The organism is Stutzerimonas urumqiensis (genome assembly GCF_003640395.1).
In the GTDB taxonomy this organism is placed as follows: Bacteria; Pseudomonadota; Gammaproteobacteria; order Pseudomonadales; family Pseudomonadaceae; genus Stutzerimonas; species Stutzerimonas urumqiensis.
The window spans coordinates 317,263-336,932 of record NZ_RBZQ01000003.1; the positions used below are offsets into that span (position 1 = coordinate 317,263).

The 19,670-nt window shown below is 62.2% G+C and carries 17 protein-coding genes; 11 read left to right on the forward strand and 6 right to left on the reverse strand.

All coding sequences use genetic code 11. The features are described 5' to 3' along the window. Position 1 precedes the first annotated feature (1 nt). On the reverse strand, positions 2–1,516 hold the full coding sequence (gene ilvA, locus D7325_RS07505) for a threonine ammonia-lyase, biosynthetic (protein WP_120994928.1): 1,515 nt from the start codon (positions 1,514–1,516) through the stop codon (positions 2–4). Positions 1,517–1,912: 396 nt separating this feature from the next. Here ilvA and D7325_RS07510 point away from each other — a divergent pair, with 396 nt between their 5' ends. From D7325_RS07510 to rpiA, 8 genes are all read left to right on the forward strand, one after another. After that, the gene (locus D7325_RS07510) at positions 1,913–2,428 is read left to right on the forward strand and encodes an Hcp family type VI secretion system effector (RefSeq protein ID WP_120994929.1); all 516 of its coding nucleotides are present in this window, start codon (positions 1,913–1,915) and stop codon (positions 2,426–2,428) included. Between the two features lie 174 nt (positions 2,429–2,602). Next, positions 2,603–4,651: a type VI secretion system Vgr family protein gene (locus D7325_RS07515; protein WP_120994930.1), complete on the forward strand. Its 2,049-nt coding sequence runs from the start codon at positions 2,603–2,605 to the stop codon at positions 4,649–4,651. A 52-nt stretch (positions 4,652–4,703) separates the two neighbouring features. Further along, the gene (locus D7325_RS07520) at positions 4,704–5,528 is read left to right on the forward strand and encodes a DUF4123 domain-containing protein (protein WP_245962038.1); all 825 of its coding nucleotides are present in this window, start codon (positions 4,704–4,706) and stop codon (positions 5,526–5,528) included. After that, positions 5,529–8,963, forward strand: coding sequence for a toxin VasX (locus D7325_RS07525; protein ID WP_177431781.1), 3,435 nt, complete (start codon positions 5,529–5,531; stop codon positions 8,961–8,963). Further along, a complete protein-coding gene (locus tag D7325_RS19255) occupies positions 8,956–10,005 on the forward strand; it encodes a DUF6708 domain-containing protein (RefSeq protein WP_245962039.1) in 1,050 nt (349 codons plus the stop codon). Before D7325_RS07525 ends, D7325_RS19255 begins: the two co-directional genes overlap by 8 nt. Beyond that, the gene (locus D7325_RS19260) at positions 9,998–11,107 is read left to right on the forward strand and encodes a DUF6708 domain-containing protein (protein ID WP_245962040.1); all 1,110 of its coding nucleotides are present in this window, start codon (positions 9,998–10,000) and stop codon (positions 11,105–11,107) included. The genes D7325_RS19255 and D7325_RS19260 overlap by 8 nt, the downstream gene beginning before the upstream one ends. A gap of 283 nt (positions 11,108–11,390) precedes the next feature. Then, positions 11,391–11,630, forward strand: coding sequence for a hypothetical protein (locus tag D7325_RS19040; protein WP_162988015.1), 240 nt, complete (start codon positions 11,391–11,393; stop codon positions 11,628–11,630). Between the two features lie 170 nt (positions 11,631–11,800). Further along, positions 11,801–12,472 (forward strand): ribose-5-phosphate isomerase RpiA, encoded by a 672-nt coding sequence (gene rpiA / locus D7325_RS07540; RefSeq protein WP_120994932.1) that lies wholly within the window; start codon positions 11,801–11,803, stop codon positions 12,470–12,472. A gap of 3 nt (positions 12,473–12,475) precedes the next feature. Here rpiA and D7325_RS07545 read toward each other — a convergent pair whose 3' ends face one another. The 4 genes from D7325_RS07545 to D7325_RS07560 all read right to left on the reverse strand — a co-directional run bounded on the left by D7325_RS07545 (position 12,476) and on the right by D7325_RS07560 (position 16,565). Continuing rightward, positions 12,476–13,387 carry an SdiA-regulated domain-containing protein gene (locus D7325_RS07545; protein WP_120994933.1) on the reverse strand — a complete coding sequence of 304 codons (912 nt, stop codon included), beginning with the start codon at positions 13,385–13,387 and terminating at the stop codon, positions 12,476–12,478. A gap of 88 nt (positions 13,388–13,475) precedes the next feature. After that, complete coding sequence (locus D7325_RS07550; RefSeq protein WP_120994934.1) at positions 13,476–14,357, reverse strand: SdiA-regulated domain-containing protein; 882 nt, start codon at positions 14,355–14,357, stop codon at positions 13,476–13,478. A gap of 41 nt (positions 14,358–14,398) precedes the next feature. Further along, positions 14,399–15,064, reverse strand: coding sequence for a fumarylacetoacetate hydrolase family protein (locus D7325_RS07555; RefSeq protein WP_120994935.1), 666 nt, complete (start codon positions 15,062–15,064; stop codon positions 14,399–14,401). Positions 15,065–15,167: 103 nt separating this feature from the next. Beyond that, positions 15,168–16,565 carry an FAD-binding oxidoreductase gene (locus D7325_RS07560; RefSeq protein ID WP_120994936.1) on the reverse strand — a complete coding sequence of 466 codons (1,398 nt, stop codon included), beginning with the start codon at positions 16,563–16,565 and terminating at the stop codon, positions 15,168–15,170. Positions 16,566–16,756: 191 nt separating this feature from the next. On the opposite strand from D7325_RS07560, the gene serA reads away from it, so the two are divergent. After that, positions 16,757–17,986: a phosphoglycerate dehydrogenase gene (serA, locus tag D7325_RS07565; RefSeq protein WP_120995117.1), complete on the forward strand. Its 1,230-nt coding sequence runs from the start codon at positions 16,757–16,759 to the stop codon at positions 17,984–17,986. 218 nt (positions 17,987–18,204) lie between these two features. Here serA and D7325_RS07570 read toward each other — a convergent pair whose 3' ends face one another. Continuing rightward, a complete protein-coding gene (locus D7325_RS07570; RefSeq protein ID WP_120994937.1) occupies positions 18,205–18,645 on the reverse strand; it encodes an HPF/RaiA family ribosome-associated protein in 441 nt (146 codons plus the stop codon). On the opposite strand from D7325_RS07570, the gene D7325_RS19045 reads away from it, so the two are divergent. Further along, positions 18,644–18,784: a hypothetical protein gene (locus D7325_RS19045; protein ID WP_162988016.1), complete on the forward strand. Its 141-nt coding sequence runs from the start codon at positions 18,644–18,646 to the stop codon at positions 18,782–18,784. The genes D7325_RS07570 and D7325_RS19045 overlap by 2 nt on opposite strands. Positions 18,785–18,888: 104 nt before the next feature. Then, entirely contained in the window at positions 18,889–19,596 is a 708-nt protein-coding gene (locus tag D7325_RS07575) for a succinate dehydrogenase iron-sulfur subunit (protein WP_120994938.1), read from the forward strand. The last annotated feature ends 74 nt before the right edge of the window (positions 19,597–19,670 follow it).

Sequence of the window (19,670 nt, forward strand, 5' to 3'; positions counted from 1 at the left end):
GTCAGCCGAGGAACAGCCGATAAGCCGGGTTGTCGCTCTCGTCCCAGTAGCGGTAGCCGATGGCCTCGAGCGCCGCCGGTACCAGGTGGCGCTCATCGTCCGGTACCTGCAGCCCCGCGACCACACGACCGTCGGCCGCGCCGTGGTTGCGGTAATGGAACATGGTGATGTTCCAGCGACCGCCCAGGCGGTTGAGGAAATTGAACAGCGCGCCGGGGCGTTCGGGGAATTCGAAACGCAGCACCATCTCCTGATCGACCCGCGCCGAATGGCCACCCACCATATGGCGGATGTGCAGCTTGGCCAGCTCGTTGTCGGTGAGGTCGAGCACCGGGAACCCCTGATCGCGCAGGCTGGCCACCAGCGCCGCGCGCGGATCGTGTTCCGGGTGGGTTTGCACGCCGACGAAGATGTGCGCCTCCCGGTCGGTGTGGTAACGGTAGTTGAACTCGGTGATCTGCCGCTTGCCGATGGCCTCGCAGAAGGCCTTGAAGCTGCCCGGCTGCTCGGGAATGGTCACGGCGATGATCGCCTCGCGGCGCTCGCCCAGCTCCGCCCGCTCGGCCACATGACGCAGCCGGTCGAAATTGATGTTCGCGCCGGAGTCGATCGCGATCAGCGTCTGCCCGCTGGCGCCTTCGCGCTCGACGTACTTCTTGATGCCCGCCACGCCGAGCGCGCCCGCCGGCTCGGTGATCGAGCGGGTGTCGTCATAGATGTCCTTGATCGCCGCACAGATCTCGTCGGTGCTGACCGTGATGACCTCGTCGACATGGTTCTGGCAGAGTTCGAAGGTGTGCTGGCCGATCTGTGCCACCGCAACGCCATCGGCGAACAGCCCCACCTGCGGCAGCGTCACGCGCTCGCCGGCCGCCATCGCCTGTTGAAGGCAGTTGGAATCATCCGGTTCGACGCCGATCACCTTGATCTCGGGCCGCAGGTACTTGATGTAGGCGGCAATTCCCGCGATCAGCCCGCCCCCGCCCACCGGCACGAAGATCGCGTCGATCGAGCCTTGCCGCTGGCGCAGTATTTCCATCGCCACGGTGCCCTGCCCGGCGATCACGTCCGGGTCATCGTACGGATGGATATAGGCATAGCCTTCCTGCTCGACCAGCCTGAGCGAATGAGCCAGCGCCTCGGGAAAGGCATCGCCATGCAGGACGACCTTGCCACCACGTGCACGCACGCCCTGCACCTTCAGCTCGGGCGTCGTGCGGGGCATGACGATGGTCGCCTCGATACCCAGCTCGCGCGCTGCCAGCGCCAACCCCTGAGCATGATTGCCGGCCGACGCCGTTACCACACCACGCGACAGCTCGTCAGGCGAGAGCTGTGCAAGCTTGTTGTAGGCGCCGCGAATCTTGAAGGAAAACACCGGCTGCAAGTCTTCCCGCTTGAGCAGAATTTGGTTGTCGAGCCGCTCGGACAGCTGCCGGGCAGGCTGCAAGGGGGTTTCGACCGCGACGTCATAGACGCGCGAAGTAAGGATTTTCTTGACGTACTGTTCGAGCATCGGGCGGCTTCACAGGCGGGCTGGGCGGGAGATCGAGTCTAACGTCGCGAGCGACCCGAGGCCACCGATCGGCGGCCAGGCCAACGTAGCTGCACAAGCCGTTTACAGCCGGCGTCACCTGCGCCAGTTCTTGCGCAACGCCCTGTGGATAATCCTGTGGGCAAGCGCTGTATAAGCCGATTTCCTAGCGTTGAGCCTGCCTGCGCAACAACTTGCCGAAGGTGCGCAGCCTGTTGCGCAGTCTTTCGTGAAGAACCCCGCAGGACATGGGCAGGGTTTCCAGAATAAATTCTTAACTTGTTGATTATTAAGGAATAAGTATTACTGGCATGTCTTCTGCTGAAGATAAGGCGCCGCAACCGACGGCTTATCAACCAAAGGCAAAGGAGAGCTCTCGTGCCAACACCCGCGTATCTGACTATCGAAGGCCAAAAGCAGGGCCTGATCACCGCTGGCACCTTCACCGAGGATTCGGTCGGTAACATCTTCCAGGAAGGCCATGAAGACCAGGTTCTGGTTCAGGCGTTCCAGCACCAGGTCATCATCCCGCGTGACCCGCAATCCGGCCAGCCGACCGGCCAGCGCGTCCACAAGCCGCTGATGATCACCAAGGTCTTCGACAAGTCCTCCCCGCTGATCTTCAATGCCCTGACCTCGGGTGAGCGCCTGTCCAAGTGCCGCCTGGAGTGGTACCGCACCTCGTCGACCGGCACCCAGGAACATTACTTCACCATCGAACTGGAAGACGCCGTGATCGTCGACGTGCAATCGCGCATGCCGAACTGCCAGGACCCGAACATGGCGCACTTCACCCACCTCGAAGACGTCTACTTCACCTACCGCAAGATCGTCTGGACCCACGAAGTCTCCGGCACTTCGGGCTCGGACGACTGGCGCGCCCCGATCGTCTGATCGCGATGAGCTTGCCAGCGGCCGGGGTTTACCCGGCCGCTTCGTTTCAGCGCGTGCGGTATGTCTCATGCCACGCACTGGCTCGCGGCAAAACGCGACCAGAACACACGGGGCCGCAGAAGACCTCGGTAAAAAGAGCCGCCTTCGTCAATGGACTGACAAAAGGGAATCTGGATGTTCAACCCGGCCAACCACCCCCATTTCAGCTTGCAGCTGCCCGGCATCGAGCACGACTTGCAAGTGCTCGAATTCCGCGGTCGCGAAGCGCTCTCGACGCCCTTCGCCTTCGACGTCGAACTGGTCAGCGAGCGCCCTGACCTCGCGCTGGAAGCGCTGCTGCACCAGCCGGCCTTCCTCGCCTTCGCCCCGCATGGCGGCGGCATTCACGGGCAGGTGTACCGCATCGCCCAGGGCGATTCCGGCAAGCGCCTGACCCGCTATCGCCTGACCCTGGTGCCGCAGCTGGCCTACCTCGCCCACCGCACCAACCAGCGCATCTTCCAGCACCTGACCGTGCCGCAGATCGTCGCCCAGGTGCTGGAGGAGCACGGCATCCTCGCCGGCGTCGGCCATCGCTTCGACCTCGGCCCGGTGGTCTACCCCGAGCGTGAGTACTGCGTGCAGTACGACGAGAGCGACCTGCACTTCGTCCAGCGGCTTTGTGAAGAGGAAGGCATCCACTACCACTTCCAGCACAGCCCGGACGGCCACCTGCTGGTGTTCGGCGATGACCAGACGGTCTTCCCGACGCTGTCGCCGGTGGCCTATCAGCAGGGCTCGGGGCTGGTCGCCGATCGGCCGGTGGTCAAGCGCTTCGGCCTGCGCATGGAAACCCGCACCAGCCGCGTTACCCATCGCGACTACGATTTCGAAAAGCCCAGGCTGACGATGGAGGCGGCATTTCAGAGCGAGTTCCAGCCGGACCTGGAGGATTACGACTACCCCGGCCGCTTCGTCGACCGCAGCCGCGGCAAGCATCTGGCCCAGCGGGCGCTCGAGCGCCATCGCCACGATTACGAACGGGCCGAGGGTGAAAGCGATCAGCCGTTGTTGGTCAGCGGTCACTTCCTCGAGCTGACCGAGCATCCAAGGGCCGACTGGAATCAGCTCTGGCTGCTCAACGAGGTCGTTCACGAGGGCAAGCAACCGCAGGTGCTGGAGGAGTCGGTTACCAGCGACACGCAGGTGCGGGACGGTTTTACCCAGGGCTATCGCAACCGGTTCACTGCGACGCCTTGGGATATTCCTTTCCGTCCCGTCCTGAGCCATCCAAAACCCAAAGTGTTGGGCAGCCAAACCGCGGTGGTCACCGGCCCCGCTGGCGAAGAAATCCACTGCGACGAATACGGTCGGGTGAAAGTACAGTTCCACTGGGATCGCGAGGGACAGGCCGATGACAAGACCGGCTGCTGGCTGCGCGTCTCCAGTAGCTGGGCCGGCGACCGCTACGGCGGCATCGCCATCCCGCGGGTCGGCATGGAAGTGCTGGTGACCTTTCTCGAAGGCGACCCCGACCAACCGTTGGTCACCGGCTGCCTGTACCACGCCGAGCATGCCGTGCCCTATGACCTGCCGGCGAACAAGACCCGCACCCTGTTCAAGACCCTGAGCTCACCGGGAGGCGGCGGCTACAACGAACTGCGCATCGAAGACCGCAAGGGCGCCGAGCAGATCTATGTCCACGCCCAGCGCGACTGGGACGAGAACATCGAGCACGACCAGAAGATCCGCGTCGGTCACGAGCGCCACGACACGGTCGAAGCGAACAGCTATAGCGAGTTCAAGGCCGAGGAACACCGCACCACCCACGCCGACCGCAAGACCGAAGTCCGCGCCAACGACCACCTGACCGTGGGCAACAGCCAGCACGTGAAGATCGGTACGGGGCAGTTCGTCGAAGCTGGCCAGGAAATCCACCTCTCCAGCGGCCTGAAGGTCGTACTCGAAGCCGGCAGCGAACTGACCTTCAAGGCCGCCGGCAGCTTCGTGAAACTCGACGCCAGCGGCGTAACGCTGGTGGGCCCGGTGATCAAGGTAAATTCAGGCGGCAGCCCAGGCATCGGCTCAGGGGCAGCGCCGATCCGTCCGGGGCAGGTCAAGCCGGCGGATGCGGACAAGGCGGGCAAGCTGCTGATCTCTGCCCAGCGACAGGCACTGCTGCAGAAGCAACCGCTGTGCGCGATCTGCGAGGCGGCGAAGCAGGAGGCAGCTCGTGCAGAATGATCTGTCCCTCCGCGCTCTACCGTCGGAGCTGCCGTGGAGTAAGCAGGCCTATTTGCTGCTAGATGGCGTCACCGTCGAAGCGCTGCCTCGACGGCTCTATGAATGGCATGACGACCCGGCGTTCGAGGTGCTGTACCTGGAAACCCACTGGGCCGAACTGAAAGACCTATCGCCCTGCCTGGTGACCCTGCAGGGGCCGCATGACCCGGCGCTGGCCGCCTTTCTCGCCCAGGCTGAAGAGGAGTGGGGCTACCTGCTGTTCAGCGACGCCGAACGGGATGACCTGCTGGCCCACCTGCGCTGGTTGACCAGCGTCCTGCATCCTTCCGGAGAAGAGGTCCTGCTGCGCCTGGCCGACCCCGCCGTAGCCCAGGCGCTGCTCAAGCAGTCGATGGACATAGGGGATGCCACCTTGTTCGGCCCGATCGAACAAGTGCTCGCAGGCGATCGTCTGGAAGAGCAGTGGCATTGGCTCGAACGGCCCGGCCCGGTCGCCAAGACCAACCGGGACAAGCCCTACATCCTCTCAAACGAGCAGCTCGAGCGGCTGGGCGAGGTTGCCTTCAGGGGCGTGCTGATTCGCCTGGATGAACATCTGAGCGAACACTTTCCGGACCATGCGCGGCCCCGGCAGGGCCACGAGCGCTGGGCATACCTGCAGGACTTGGCCAACAGCGCCTACAGCAAGGGCTTCGATAGCGAACACGACATCACGCTCTTTGCCAACATTTTCGGATTCCTAGGCGAAGACGCTCTGCAGACTCATCCGGATATTGCCGCGCTACTCGCCTCCCCCTCGCTAGTTCCCGCTGAGCACATCGAGCAGGCCGCCGACCTGGCCTACGCCCGCGCCACGCAAGCGGGAAGGACTTCCTGAATGACCACGAGCACGAATCCGAATCACACCGACAAGAGCCGGAGCGACGCCAAGAGCCCGATGGGCGTCTGCTCCCTGATGAAGAACAAGGTGCAGCTGCTGCCGCTGCGCTATGGCCTGGTCGAGCGCCTGGACCCCAGCGCCGAACTGGCCCTGCCCTACAAGCTCAAATCGCGACCCTTGGGCATACGGTTGCTGCGGGATGGGTGGCTGTATGTGATCGAAAACGGCACCAGTTATCTGCACGAATACCGCGTCGAGCAAGGCAAGGTCACCAAGTTTCTCTGGAAAGGCAACGAGGCGGCGCAGGACAAACGCCTCGGCAATGTGGCCGAACCACGATTGGTCTTTCCGCGCGGCGCTACCCTGCATGTCGGTTTCTCGGAAGTACAGTGGACCGCGTTCAAGTGCTCGCAAGTGCTCAAGAGCCGGGCCGAACGCGACCTGTTCATGCAGGTGGTCGACCTCAGCAAGGCCGACTGCGAAAAAGTCGGCGCCCACCTGCTGACCGCCAAACAGGCGGAAAAATGGCTGGCCGAGGTGACGGAAAAACCGGCCCAAACCGCTCAACCGACAGGCGCCCATCCGGAGGAAGGCAAGGACTATTGCTGGGAACACCAGCCGCTGTACCGACGCACCCAGCTAGGCGAGATCAAGAAAGCACTGGCACCGGCTTACGAGCACGACCATTTCTACCTGGTGCTCAAGGACAGCATCGGCGTGATGCGTGACCTGGCCGAGGAACAGGACAAGGTCGTCGGCTGGATCGACGACTGGGTGGGCCAGCAGCGCAAGGAGCTCAAGTACGTCATTGGCAGCTACATCGAAACCCTGATGGTGGCGAATGACGGCACCGCTCGCCAGGCCGGCGCCAGCGATGCGCTGTTCAAGAAGACCACCCCCGCCCAGCGCGAAAAAGTCTACGCCTACATCGAAGCGCGCGATAAATGGCTGTGGGAACGGCGTCGCCTGCCGGTCGCCCAGAAGGTCAATGGCTACTACACCCGCAACGTCGTGCTCGACCCGAGAACCATCGCCGCCAAACAGGAGATGGAAGCCCAGAAACAGGCGATGATCGATGCCCTCGGCGAAGACCTCTACGACGACCTCGAAGACGACATCGAAAAGCTCGAAGACCAGCATGAAGGGGCGCTGGAAGGCAAAGGCTGGGGCGCGCGCGGCATCCACGATCTGGTGCGTCACGAGGAAATGAAGAAGTACCTCGAAGACGAGCGGGTGCACCTGAAGCGCTGGACCGCCCGCCTGGATCGCATCACCGCCGACCGGTTGAGCATCTTCACCAAGGGCGAATTCCACCGCAGCGCCTGGTACTTCGACCCCGAGCGTCCCGACCAGCTCATGGCCGCGCTGGTGACCGAGCAGAACTGCGTGCGCGACCTGTGCCGGACCGAGGAAAGCCTGAAGGCGGTCGGCGAATACTTCCACAAGTATCCCTATTACATCCTGCCGGCGTTCGCCGGCCGTCTGGATGGCGCCTTCCTCGGCAAGAAATCCAACGATCTGGTCAAATGGCTCGACGACTTGCGCAACTTCAAGAGTGGACTGACGGATGCCCAGGCCCGCTTGCAGGAAGTCGAGAGACTGATGGGCAGCCATTGGACCAGGAGCCTCAACCTGAGCCCCGCGGCCGCCAGTGCCAGCCAGGCCGTCAACGCCGCCTATATTCCGGCCATTGCCCTGCGCCTGGAAAACTGGCTGGCGGGGCTGCAAGACCAGCTCAACGGCCCCGCCCTTCGCCAGCATCTGGATAAACTCGCCAGCCAGACCAACCGCGCCCATCGCCTGGGTACCCTGATCGCCCTGAAACAGGAAGGCGCCACGCTCGCCGTGGCCAGCGAACAGGACGCCCAGCTTTTCCGCTTGAACCTGGTCAAGCTGAATCAATTGCTACAAAGCGAGGATGAGCTGATCAAGGCGCGCAATCGCGCCCAGGCGCAAAGCAGGCGCCGACTGCTAAGCGAAGCCCAGCGCCAGGCCGCCAAGCTGGAAAAACAGCAACTCAACCGGCAGCTCGGCGTGGTGCGCCAACAGCGAACCGCGCTGGTCAACCAGCTACAGGAAAGCCTGACGCCCACCAGCACTCTGCCGGCCGGCTTCGTCGGCGCTCGGCTGAAACTCGACCCGGCGTTGCACAGCGTGCTCAACGAGGAAATTCGTCGGCTGCGGGCAGGTATGCGCGGCGGTTATGGGACTGCGGGTACGCAAACGGCGGCGCTGAAGGGTGGCCTTTTGCCTCTGGCGGCGGTAGGGCTTCAAGTTTGGAATTTGAAGGAGACAATTGAGGACTGGCGGAAAATATCAGGTCCATCTGGTAAAGAATTAGGGGCATTTTTAGGTGCGCTTGCAGGAGCAGCTTCCGCAGCACTGTCGGTTTATCAAACTGCTCATATCTCCATGGTGGATAAAGCCCTGCAAGCCACCGTCGCCAGCACCGCCGGCAAAGGCGGCATGCTCTTCGCCGTCAGGTTGGGCAAGTTAGGACTGGGATTGGGAGTGATAATTTCCCCCTTGGCCTGTATCAGCTCAGTGGGTACCGTCTGGGATAACTGGAGCAAGTGGACCGATGCCTTCCGCACCGGCACCGCCGAAGAGAAAGCCGGCGCGCTTATGGTGGTGTCCGGCGACCTGGGGGCTACCAGCGTAAATGCCGCCATAACCGGAAAGGCCTTCTGGGAGCTTGGTGGGATTGCGTTGGATTATCACAAGGCACTGCCTGGGCAGAGAGCTGCCGCCTTGAGCATGGCGTGGGCCACTCGCGGAGCACGCTTCCTGAACTTCTCGGCTCGCCTTAGTCCCTGGGGGCTGGCCTTCACCGCGCTGCAACTGGGTGGCGAGGCGCTGTACAACTACTTCAACCTGGATGACCAGCAACGCTGGATGCTCGGCTGCTGTTGGGGAATGGAGGAAAAAGGCTGGGATTGGCCCGCCCATGCCCAAGGCCTGGCCGAAGCCAATCTGCGCCCGGTCATTGAGGACAAGGGCCTCGCCCCGCGTGCCAGCGACGGTGAATCCGTACGTACCCTGCAATTGACCTTGCCGGGCGTCTCCTTGGCCAGTTTGAGTGACCACCCCCTGGTTTTCACGGCCGAATGGCATGCGCAGATCAGCCGCCCGCCGGAAGATGTAGGCCCGGTCATCAGCGAAAACCTGCGGATCGCCGAAACCCAGCCGCTGACCCTGGCCCTGGAACTGCCGGCCGACTGGTGCGGCTCGCAGTGCCTGCTGATGTTGCGACTGGCCGTACAACCGGAGCTCGCCAACCAACCCCTCAAGGCCAGCGACGCTTACCTGTACTATCGGATTCCACTGGAGATGGCCTCCATCGCCAAGTCCACCAAAGGCGAGCCCTCAATAAAGCCCAGCGGCACCCCCTTGAGATGGATAGAAGTCAAACCGGAGCACCTGCATGCCTGAAAATAAATACGACCGATTGCCCCAGGCCGGAGACTTCGAGCGCGAGTCCGGTACGGAAGTGTTCTATCTCTCGCCCAAGCCGCTTCCGACAGGTATGCCGACTTTCAGCTCTCGGCAATTGCACCGCGAAAGCAATGAAGTCTTTTTGGATTTCGCGGTGGGCAGGGGAACGTTCGAATTTATGTCGAGAGGGGGAATCGGCTCGGTAATTTTTATAGTGATTTTCTTCTTGCTCGGTACTGGCCTCGCTGCATGGATCCGAATGAACCAAGAACCCTTCTGGGCCAGTTGGTTCAACTACTTCCTAATGCCTTTCAATTGGCTCTTTATTGTGTTCTTAATCACTCTCTACGGCAGTATATTTTTCTACGCCGTCCGCCAAGTCAGCATCCGCCCCCCCATCCGCTTCAACCGCCAGCGTCGGGAAATAGCCTTCGTCTTCAAGAAAGGCGAAGCCCCCCGCTATATCCCCTGGGAAGAGGTGATCGCCTGCGTCTCCGCCGGCCAGACCGTCACCCAGTACGCCGTCACCCCCAGCTTTGCCCTGATGATCGGCCTGCGCGATGCCAACACCGGCGACGTGCTCTGGGTCACCGTGCCCACCGCCACCCTGGGCCTGGCCGTCAGCGAATGGGAAGCCATTCGCGCCTATATGGAGGAAGGACCCTCGGCGCTGCCCGAGCCGCAGCCGGAAGAGTACGAGGAAGGCACCGTGGCCTACTTCAACCTCTGCCGGCAGGTCTACCGCACGGAACACTCGTACCTGCGCTATCTGTTCGGCTTCCTCGCCATCCAGGTCTTCAGCGGTTGGCACCTGCCGTGCCATATTTCCGCCTGGGTCAACCGCCAGCCCAAGGCCAGCTTTCCCAAGGAAGTACTGGACTGGTCGCAACCCCTGCCACCCGAACAATGGGCCGCGCCCAGCGAAGCCCTGAAGAAACAAAGCGCGGACATCCGCAAAGCCTTCGCCAAGGGGCAAACCCTGCTGGACTACTTCAAGGTGCAGCTCAGCCAGGCGGAAGGAGCCCCAGCCGATGCTTGAGCGCCCTGCGCTGCAAGCGATGGCGAACATATATATGCCTGAGAATAAATACGACCGGTTGCCCCAGGCCGGAGACTTCGAACGCGAGTCGGGGATGGAAGTGTTCTATCTCTCGCCCAAACCGTTTCCGACAGGAACGCCGGCTTTCAGCTCTCGGCAATTGCACCGCGAAAGCAATGAAGTTTTTCTAGATTATGCCGTGAGCAGGGGGACGTTTGAGTTCGCCTCACGGGGAAGTATCGGCTCAGTCATGTTCATTGTGATCTTCTTCTTAGTTGGCTTCGGTTTGGGGGTCGCGGAACATATACAATACGGCGATCCGATCTTCGAGATCATCCTGACCCTCGTCCTTCCCAATTGGTATATGTGGGGAATCGTAGGTTTCCTGGTAACGATGTACGGCAGCATTTTCATTTACTTCGTCCGCCAGGTCAGCATCCGTCCCCCCATCCGCTTCAACCGCCAGCGTCGGGAAGTCGCCTTCGTCTTCAAAAAAGGCGAGGCTCCCCGCTATGTCCCTTGGGAGGAGGTGATCGCCTGCGTCTCCGTCGGCCAGACCGTCACCCAGTACGCCGTTACCCCCAGCTTTGCCCTGATGATCGGCCTGCGCGATGCCAACACCGGTGACGTGCTCTGGGTCACCGTGCCCACCGCCACCTTGGGCCTGGCCGTCAGCGAGTGGGAGGCCATTCGCGCCTATATGGAGGAAGGCCCCTCGGCCCTGCCCGAGCCGCAGCCGGAAGAGTACGAGGAAGGTACCGTGGCCTATTTCAACCTCTGCCGGCAGGTCTACCGCACGGAACACTCGTACCTGCGCTATCTGTTCGGCTTCCTCGCCATCCAGTTCTTCAGCGGTTGGCACCTGCCGTGCCATATCTCCGCCTGGGTCAACCGCCGGCCCAAGGCCAGCTTCCCCAGGGAAGTACTGGATTGGTCGCAACCCCTGCCACCCGAACAATGGGCCGTGCCCAGCGAAGAGCTGAAGAAACAAAGCGCCGACATCCGCAAAGCCTTCACCAAGGGGCAAACCCTGCTGGAGTACTTCAAGGTGCCATTGAGCAAGCCCGAGCCTGAAGTACGCGAAAGTCTGCCTGGCACTTGATGATTATTCTATGGGTGAGTGATGAAAATAACGTTTGCTGGCCTGCTTACAGATATAGCGTGATTAACGTATCCGACTCAGAGCCCCTTAATGACTGACAAAGATATGGACGAAAGCGATAACTCGACTTCAGTTGCCGAGAAACCGCCAGTGAATATATTGCCCCTTCTCGTTATCGGATTTTTTCTGTTTGGCAATACTTCAAAAAGCTAATAGTTGTGAGCGCACCTTAGCCACTTTTCTATCTATTTGCGCCATTTTTGCTCAGCGTGGAGTTCAGCCCATGCAGTTCAATAAATTCGATATTGAAACCCAGCAAGCTTTCCCTGGGCACTTGAGAAGAGCTGCGGCGGGTGGAAAAAACTATCTCAACGGGACAAATGTGGCCTCACTGCTGGACATGTTTTTACTGTTCAGCTGGTTACAGAGTTCATCTGAAACCAGCCAAGCTCCAAGGGCCTCAGCTTATCCTGAGCGCCTGCGTCGCAGCGGCCAGACGACGCGATTGATCAATCTAAGTTGAAGTGAGGGCTGGATCTGTAATCAAGCATGTCGGCTAGCTAGCCCCTGATCTGAAGCTACTCCAAGCAATCTTTCCAGCCAAAGCCTTAGCACGCCATGCCTATCAGACAACCCACCCCGCCGCCGCCCGCTATACTCCGCACCCTGTCTTCTACCGACTCGGAGCCTCGCATGACCCAGGACCAGCTCAAGCAAGCCGTCGCACAGGCCGCGGTCGACTACATCCTTCCGCATCTGGACGAGAAGAGCATCGTGGGGGTCGGCACGGGGTCGACGGCGAATTTCTTCATCGATCTGCTCGCGCAGCACAAGACGGCATTCGATGGCGCCGTCGCCAGTTCCGAAGGCACGGCGCAGCGGCTCAAGCAGCACGGGATTCCGGTGTATGACCTCAATACGGTCAGCGAGCTGGAGTTTTATGTGGACGGTGCCGACGAAGCCAACGAGCGCCTCGAACTCATCAAGGGCGGTGGTGCCGCGCTGACCCGCGAGAAGATCGTTGCCGCAGTGGCCAAACAGTTCGTTTGCATTGCCGATGCCAGCAAGAAAGTCGACCTGCTCGGCGGCTTCCCGCTGCCTGTGGAGGTCATTCCGATGGCGCGCAGCCATGTGGCGCGGCAGCTGGTGAAGCTCGGTGGCGATCCTGTCTACCGTGAAGGCGTGACCACCGATAACGGCAATATCATTCTCGACGTGCACAACCTGCGCATCGATAGCCCGACCCAGCTCGAGGAGCGCATCAACAACATCGTCGGCGTGGTGACCAATGGCCTGTTCGCCGCGCGGCCGGCCGATGTGCTGTTGCTGGGCACCGAGCAGGGCGTTCTGCGGCTCGGTCGCTGAGCCTCAGCCCTGGCGCTTGCTGAAGACGTAGAAGAGGTTAGGTTCGCTGACGAGGTAGATATTGCCTTCAGCGTCCATGGTCACGCCCTCAGCCTGGGGGACGTCTTCGTCGAGGCCGTGCTCGCCCTCGCTGAGCGACAGGCTGCTCACCGGCTGGCCGTGTTCGTCCAGCTCGAGCAACACGCCCGATTCATCCGATAGCGCGAACAGGTGCCCGGTCGGCGCGTGGAAGAACAGGCTCGACAGGTCGCTGACGAACAGCCCACCGTCGCGCGCCGGGTTCGCCGTTACGCTCGCCTGCCCGGCCTGGCCGTCGCGGGTGAAGCCGTTGACCTCGAAGATCTGCAGCGGGTCGCGCTCCTTCGCGAGAAAGAGCGTGTCCGTCGACGGATCGTAAGCCGAGCCCTCGAGCCCCTTGTTACCGCCCGAGTCGCCCTCCAGGGTGAGTTGCCGGCCCTGCGCCGCGTCGATGGCACGGGTATCGTCGCCAACCTTGATCAGATGCAGCCGCAGATTGCGCTCATCCGCCACCACGAACGTGCCAGGACCGACGTATTCGACCGCTTCAGGATCATCGAAACCGCTCAGCGGAATGGTCCGCAGCACCTTGCCATCCAGACTCAGCTGGACAAGCTTTTCGCGCTGGTTGGTCAGGCTGAACAGCGTCTTGCTTTGCGGGTCGTAGGTCAGCGCGGACAGGTCGTCGGAAATGCCTTCGATCGGTTGTGCCTGGCGCACGGCGTGGTAATCGGCCAGCCACAGGGAACCGTCGGGGGCCTTGTCCTCACGTGCCTGGTTGGCCTGGAAGAGGCTGCGCTCAAGCAGACGGGTACGGTCCTCGGCGATGATCGCGCCCAAGGCCATCACCGAACCCAACAGAAGCAGCGAATAACGAAGCTTGCGCGAGCGAATCATTGGTCGATATCCATGTGGGAGTGGCGGGTAGCCTCGCCGAACGGCCTTAACCGCAGCTGAACGGCGCGCATGGGACTGCGGACCGGGCTCATGGTTCATCGGCGGCGTCTTCACGCATGAAGACGTAGAACAGGTTGGGCTCGCTGACAATGTAAAGCGTGCCCTGCTCGTCGATCGCCACGCCCTCGGCGCGTGGAATGGAAGCCTTGAGCCCACTGAAGCCACGTAACAGGCTGATGAAGCTCACGGGCTCGCCCCGTTCATCCAGCTCCAGCAGCAGATTCGATTGTGCCGACAGCACCAGGCGATGCCCAGTTCTTCCATCGATGCTGAGCGCCGAAAGGTTGCGCATTTCCAGGCCCGGCCCCTGCAGAGGCCGCAGACTGTCGCCGTCCGTGCCAGGCACCCAGCTGAACAAGCCGCGCGGGTTGCGCTCCTTGCCGAGCAATAGCCTGCCGCTACGTCCGTCCCAGGCGATGCCCTCGAACCCCTTGTTGCCCGCCTCGGGAAAACCCAGATCGTGCTCGACGGTGTCGAACACGCTGAGGCGATCGGTATGCGGATCGAGCGTGAAGAAAGACAGCGAACGGCGGCGCTCGTCGACGATCGCCATCCGGCCATCCTCGAGCACCGCAACGCCCTCGGGATTGGCGAACCCGATCAGCGGGATGCTGCGCAGCACTTCCCCGTAACGGGTCAGCTCGACCAGTTGAGGGTCGCGTCCGGTGACGGTGAACAGCGTACCGGTGCGAGGGTTGTATGCGAGATCGGAGGGCTCGTCGCCGTCCAGCCCGCGCAATGGCTTGGCCTGAATCACGGCGCGATAGCCCGGCAGCCAGATGCTGGCCTTGCGCTCGGCGTCCGATGTGAAGTGTTCGGCGACCAGGTAGCCGAGGCGATCGTCGAGGTGGTGGTAACGCACCAGCCCGATGGCCACCGCTATCGCCAGGAAGAGGCCGCACCCGCGCAAAACCTGGCGTCTGCGCGGTGCGACCCTGCCCCGGCTGGCGATCAGGACACGCGACTGTCGAAGCGGGAGATGCCGACGAGCTCGATCGTCAGCGCATCGCCGCTAGCCAGCGGGCCGACGCCGGCCGGCGTACCGGTGAGCACCACATCGCCGGGCTGCAGGCTGAAGTGCGCACTGATGTGCTGAATCAGCGGCAGGATCGCGTTGATCATGTCGCTGCTGTTGCCGTCCTGGCGCACTTCGCCATTGATGGTCAGGCGGATTCCGATGTCTGTCAGGTCGGTAATCGCATCGCCTGGCACGAAAGGCGCCAGCACCAGCGCGCCGTCAAAACTCTTGGCGAGCTCCCACGGCTGGCCTTTCTCCTTGAGGCGCGATTGCACGTCGCGCAGGGTCAGGTCCAGCGCCGGCGCGAAGCCGCTGATGGCGTCGCGTACTTCCTCTTCGCTGGGCTTGCGAGACAACGGCTTGCCGATCAGCACGGCGATTTCCGCCTCGAAATGCACGCCGCCACGGTCCTGCGGAATGCTGAAGCCACCGGCCAAGGGTACGGCGCAGCTACCGGTCTTGATGAACAGCAGCGGCTCGGTCGGGACCGGATTGTTCAGTTCCTTGGCGTGCTCGGCGTAGTTGCGCCCGATGCACACGGCTTTGCCGAGCGGAAAGTGGATCGGCGTACCGTCGGTGTACTGGTGCTGGTAACTCATCGGCTTCTCCTGAGGCGGCCGCGCAATGGCCGCGATCGATACACAGCGAGGCAAACGGCGAGCATGAGGCCGCGCCGCGCTGGCTGTCGCTTGGACCTAAGGCTTAGTCGAGCGTGAACACCTTGCCCGGGTTCATGATCCCGTTGGGATCGAACGCCGCCTTGATCGCCTTCATGTAGGCAATCTCGGCCTCCGAGCGGCTGTACGTCAGGTAATCGCGCTTCGTCAGCCCGACGCCGTGCTCGGCAGAAATCGAGCCGTTGTACGTCTGGACCGTTTCGAACACCCACTTGTTGACCGACGCGCACTTCTCGAAGAACTCGTCCTTCGACAGCGCCTCGGGCTTGAGGATGTTCAGGTGCAGGTTGCCGTCGCCAATGTGGCCGTACCAGAGCACCTCGAAATCCGGGTAGTTGCTCGTCACGATCGCATCGATGTCGGCCAGGAAGGCCGGCACCTTGGAGACGGTGACCGAGATGTCGTTCTTGTAGGGCGTCCAGTGCGAGATGGTTTCGGAGATGTACTCGCGCAGCTTCCACAGATTCTGCAGTTGCTGCTCGCTCTGGCTCATCACCCCGTCGATCACCCAGCCTTCGTTCACGCAGTGCTCGAAGGTCGCCAGCGCCTGCTCGGCGCGCTGCTCGGTGGTGGCCTCGAACTCCAGCAGCGCATAGAACGGCGCGCGGGTCTCGAACGGCGCGGGGACGTCGCCACGCGCGAGGATCTTGTCCAGGCACTTGTCGGAGAAAAACTCGAAAGCGGTCAGGTCCAGCTTGTCCTGAAACGCATGCAGCACCGGCATGATCGAATCGAAATCCGGCGTGCCCAGCACCATCGCGGTGAGGTTGGTCGGCTGGCGCTCCAGGCGCATGGTCGCCTCGACCACGAAGCCCAGCGTCCCCTCGGCACCGATGAACAGCTGGCGCAGGTCGTAGCCAGTGGCGTTCTTGACCAGGTCCTTGTTCAGCTCGAGCACGTCGCCCTTGCCGGTGACGACCTTCAGCCCCGCCACCCAGTTGCGAGTCATGCCGTAGCGGATCACCTTGATCCCACCGGCATTGGTGCCGATGTTGCCGCCGATCTGGCTGGAGCCGGCCGAGGCGAAATCGACCGGGTAATACAACCCCTTGTCTTCGGCGAACTGCTGCAATTGCGCGGTGACCACGCCCGGCTGGCAGACGACCGTCCTATCGGTCGCGTTGAAGTCGAGGATCTGGTTCATGTAGTCGAACGACACCACCACCTCGCCATTCGGCGCCACCGCCGCGGCCGAGAGCCCGGTGCGACCGCCCGACGGCACCAGCGCCACCCTGTTCTGATTAGCCCAGCGCACGATGGCCTGCACCTGCTCGATCGTCTTCGGGAAGACGACAGCGCTCGGCGCGGGTGCGTATTGCTTGGTCCAGTCCTTGCCGTAGGCAGTGAGCGAATCGGCGTCGGTCAACACCTTGCCAGGCTCGACCAGGGTCTTCAGCTCGTCGATCAGGGCGCTATCGGTCATCGTCGGAACTCTCAAAGGATTCATGGTCACCCTGAGTACGCTTCAGCTCAGGGAAGGGGTTTCCAGCGGGGGCCGTATGCTAGCATACGCACCCTTTTCGACGTGCCTCGGCAGCCCCTCGGAACGGCGCTCCGCCCGCTCCGCAAGCCGCTGGACACGCCAGTCAGCCCCTGGCCTATAGGTGTATGCAGATGAGCAAAACCTCTCTCGACAAGAGCAAGATCAAGTTCCTTCTTCTCGAAGGCGTTCACCAGAATGCGGTGGACACGCTCCAGGCTGCCGGTTACACGAACATTGAGTACCACAAGGGCGCCATGTCGGGTGATGAGCTCAAGGAAAAGATCGCCGACGTGCATTTCATCGGCATCCGCTCGCGCACCCAGCTGACCGAAGAAATCTTCGATGCGGCCGGCAAGCTGATCGCGGTCGGCTGCTTCTGCATCGGGACCAACCAGGTCGACCTCAACGCCGCCCGCGAGCGCGGCATTGCCGTGTTCAACGCGCCCTACTCCAACACCCGCTCGGTCGCCGAACTGGTGCTGGCCGAGGCGATCCTGCTGTTGCGCGGCATTCCGGAGAAGAACGCCGCCTGCCATCGCGGCGACTGGATCAAGTCGGCGGCCAACTCCTTCGAAATCCGTGGCAAGAAGCTGGGCATCATCGGCTACGGCTCGATCGGCACCCAGCTCTCGGTATTGGCCGAAGCGCTCGGCATGCAGGTCTTCTTCTATGACGTGGTGACCAAGCTGCCGCTGGGCAACGCGACGCAGATCGGCTCGCTCTACGAGCTGCTCGGCCTATGCGACATCGTCACGCTGCACGTCCCGGAACTGCCATCAACCCAGTGGATGATCGGCGAGAAGGAAATTCGCGCGATGAAGAAGGGCAGCATCCTGATCAATGCCGCACGCGGCACCGTGGTCGAGCTGGATGCCCTGGCCGCGGCCGTGAAGGACGAGCACCTGCTGGGCGCCGCCATCGACGTGTTCCCGGTCGAGCCGAAGTCCAACGACGAAGAATTCCAGACGCCGCTGCGTGGCCTGGATCGCGTCATCCTGACCCCGCACATCGGTGGCTCCACCGCCGAAGCGCAGGCCAACATCGGCCTGGAAGTGGCCGAGAAGCTGGTCAAGTACAGCGACAACGGCACCTCGGTGTCCTCGGTCAACTTCCCTGAGGTGGCGCTGCCCTCGCACCCGGGCAAGCACCGCCTGCTGCACATCCACCAGAACATCCCGGGCGTGATGAGCGAAATCAACAAGGTGTTCGCCGACAACGGCATCAACATCTGCGGCCAGTTCCTGCAAACCAACGAGAAGGTCGGTTACGTCGTCATCGACGTCGACAAGGAATACTCCGACCTGGCGCTGGAAAAACTCCAGCACGTCACCGGCACCATCCGCAGCCGCGTGCTGTTCTAAGCACAGGCAGCCGCCCTCGACGAGGCTCGCCAAGCGCCCGCGGCGGACCGCGGCGGGGACGGGAACCGGAGCAAGCACGACAAACCCCGCCCCAAAAGAGCGGATCAGCCCCAGGTGAAAACCTGGGGCTTTTTTGTTGGTGTTTTGGCCGATGGCGCTCGCCCGGCACACCTTCCCGCTGACAGGGGCCGCGTCGGGCGGTCAGTCCTCCGGAAGGCTCACTTGTCGAGCTCGTCCTGTTTCGCCAGCTCGCCCTGTTTCGCCAGGAAGTCCTCTTCGAGCATGGCGTCCTTGGCGGCCTGGGACTGTTCCTCGAGCAAGGGATCGTTGAGCTCGCCGCCGGACAGCACCTTGGTCTCCAGTCGGCCCGTCAGATGGTCCAGCGCGTGATGCATCTTCTCCGCGGCGCCTTCCACCGCCAACTGCAGCGACTCGGCCTTGTGCGTGACGGAAATGGCCTGATGCCCCTTGGGTCGCGCCTCGATCTGGCAGCGCTTGTCATCGGCACCGGCCTTTTGTGCGTTCTCGTCGCTGAGGTGTACCTCGATGCGCGTAAGAAAATCGTCGAAGCGCTCCAGCCGATCCTCCACGGCCGCCCCTACCCACTCGTGCAACGCGACGCTACCGGGGATGTGATGGCTGTTGACTTGAACATGCATGCGGCTACTCCTGATTGATGACGCCTACTGGATTCGAGGCGCCTGCACCGCCGAGGTTCAGCGGCGTCTCTCTGACTGGATCGCCGTCATCGACACAAAAGGCCAACTGATCCAGGTCATCGCTCGACGACGGGACTGAAGCAATCCCCGTCAGCGGCTAAGGTTTACCGGAAAACCCTTGGCGGATTGGAACTCGACGCGCACTTGAGCGCGTCGATACAGGCGCAACATGCAGGAGGTTTCATGCTCGACGTACGGGTGTATCGCTACAACGAGGAACGGGATCCGAGGCCCGTCATGCAATCGATGCCGGTTCCCGAAGAGTTTCGCGAGCGCATGGTGCTGGATGTACTGGAATATTTGCGTGAGACCGACCCTACCCTGGCCTATCGCCGCTCCTGCCGTGAAGGCGTTTGCGGCTCGGATGGCATGAACATCAACGGCAAGAATCGGCTGGCCTGTATCACCCCCGTTTCCGAGGCGCTGGATGACTCCGGCACGCTGGTGATCCGGCCGCTGCCCGGCATGCCGGTGATCCGGGACCTGGTCGTCGACCAGAGCCTGTTCTTCAAGCAGTACGAACGCGTCAAACCCTGGCTGATCAATGACCAGCCGGCGCCAAGCATCGAGCGGCTGCAATCCCCCGCCGAGCGCGCTCGGCTCGACGGTCTGTATGAGTGCATCCTCTGCGGCTGCTGCACCTCGCAGTGCCCGTCCTGGTGGTGGAATCCTGAGAAATACATCGGCCCGGCAGGGTTGCTGCAAGCCTGGCGCTTCATCGCTGACAGCCGAGACACCGCAACGGGCGAGCGTTTGTCGAATCTCGACGATCCGTTCAGCGTGTTCCGCTGCCGCAGCATCGGCAATTGCAGCTGGGTCTGCCCCAAAGGCCTCAATCCGATGGGCGCGATCGGCCATATTCGTCGCGAACTCACCCAGCAGGGCACATGACCCTATGCCCGCCGCACGATTGCCACACGCCTGACACACCGGCTCCGTAGGGTCTCGCTGATGCCGTCGTTCCG